The following is a 1,774-nucleotide window of genomic DNA, read 5'->3' as shown; positions in this document are numbered from 1 at the left end:
CTAATAATGTTACTATTATAACAGTAGTGATAACTTACAGATGAACAAAAGGATAAAAATCATGACGATCAATTATGCTAATTACATTGACCATACTTTATTGGCAATGGATGCCACGGAAGCCCAAATTATCAAGCTGTGTGAAGAAGCTAAACAGCATCATTTCTATGCCGTATGTGTTAATTCTGGATACGTGCCAGTCGCCGCTCAACAGTTAGCCGGTAGTACGGTTAAGGTGTGCTCAGTCATTGGTTTTCCACTGGGTGCGGGTCTGACTGAAGCAAAAGCTTTTGAAGCTCAGGCAGCAATCAACGCTGGGGCGCAAGAGATTGATATGGTTATCAATGTTGGCTGGCTGAAAAGTGGCAAAATTGCCGAAGTTAAAGCCGATATTAAGGCTGTACGTGATATTTGCGCCACTACACCGTTGAAGGTAATATTAGAAACCTGCCTGCTAAGTGATGCTCAAATCGTACAAGTTTGTGAAATGTGTCGTGAGCTTGACGTAGCTTTTGTGAAAACCTCAACAGGCTTCAGCACCGGTGGTGCCAAAGAAGAACATGTTAAATTGATGCGTGCTACGGTTGGTCCGGTAATAGGCGTTAAAGCCTCTGGTGCAGTTCGTGATCAAAAGACAGCAGAAATCATGATCAACGCAGGGGCGACACGCATTGGTACCAGCTCTGGTGTAACCATCGTTTCGGGCCAACAGGCCGTGGCATCAAGCTACTAACTCAGTGTAAGTCTATTAATCGATTGTTTAGATTCGAATCGATTGTCAGCCCGGCTACTGCCGGGCTTATTTATTGCAATACGTTGTATTATAAGAAACTATAGTGCAACGTATGGTATTAATAATTGTTTGTCAGGAATAGCTTATGGAAACCCGCCGTGCAGAACGAATCAATAAACTTACTCAGGCCCTAAAGCGTTCCGACAAAATCCACCTCAAAGACGCGGCCAATTTGCTGCGAGTCTCTGAAATGACTATTCGCCGTGATCTTAGCGCCGAGCCGACCGCCGTGATTTTGTTGGGTGGTTATGTGGTGATGGACCCTAAAAGCAATAATGCCAATAACTATTTTGTTTCTGACCAGCAAGCCAAACAGGTGGAAGAAAAGCGCCGTATTGGTCAGTTGGCAGCAAGGTTGATCGCCGAAAACGATACGGTTTTTTTTGACTGCGGCACTACAATTCCCTCGATTATCGACGAGATAGACGAAGAACTGGTATTTACTGCTATTTGTTACTCCCTTAACACCTTTCTTTCCCTACAAGACAAACCCAACTGTAAAGTGATTCTGTGCGGTGGTGAATTCAAACCCAATAACTATATTTTCACACCGATCAGTCAGCACAATGAGCTGGACAATGCCTGCCCAAACAAAGCTTTTATCTCCGCAGCCGGCGTTTCAATTGAGTATGGCGCCACCTGTTTCAACTTCGATGAAATTCTGTTAAAGCACCGAGCTATAGCCAAATCACAACAGAAAATCCTGGTGGCCGACCACAGTAAGTTCGGTAAAATAAAACCTGCCAGCATTGGAGCGTTGACCCTGTTTGATGCGTTAGTCACCGACCGCCAGCCTGATGCCGAGTTCAGCCAGTTCTTTTTACAACATGGCATCAAAATCGACTGTTAGACTTGATTACATAGCAAAAATCTTAACCCGGTAAATACCGGGTAGATAAATCTATCCGTATATATCAGGTAAAAATTGGATTATATTTAAGCAGAATAGCACAACACTAAATAACCATATTATACTTGTGG

The 1,774-nt window shown here is 43.5% G+C and carries 2 protein-coding genes; both read left to right on the top strand.

Translation table 11 applies throughout. The features are described 5' to 3' along the window. Nucleotides 1-61 precede the first annotated feature (61 nt). Entirely contained in the window at nucleotides 62-733 is a 672-nt protein-coding gene (gene deoC, locus V2A85_RS23420) for a deoxyribose-phosphate aldolase (RefSeq protein WP_083158395.1), read from the top strand. Between the two features lie 145 nt (nucleotides 734-878). Next, nucleotides 879-1,643 (top strand): DNA-binding transcriptional repressor DeoR, encoded by a 765-nt coding sequence (deoR, locus tag V2A85_RS23415; RefSeq protein ID WP_372559365.1) that lies wholly within the window; start codon nucleotides 879-881, stop codon nucleotides 1,641-1,643. The last annotated feature ends 131 nt before the right edge of the window (nucleotides 1,644-1,774 follow it).

The organism is Yersinia sp. 1252 StPb PI (assembly GCF_048593885.1).
In the GTDB taxonomy this organism is placed as follows: domain Bacteria; phylum Pseudomonadota; class Gammaproteobacteria; order Enterobacterales; family Enterobacteriaceae; genus Yersinia; species Yersinia enterocolitica_E.
Note: the sequence above shows the minus strand (reverse complement) of the source record. Positions and strands in the feature narration are given on the sequence as shown.

Bases quoted from the DNA above. Each gene is read 5' to 3' on its own strand.
- deoR (WP_372559365.1), top strand. From the start codon at position 879: ATGGAAACCCGCCGTGCAGAACGAATCAATAAACTTACTCAGGCCCTA.
- deoC (WP_083158395.1), top strand. From the start codon at position 62: ATGACGATCAATTATGCTAATTACATTGACCATACTTTATTGGCAATG.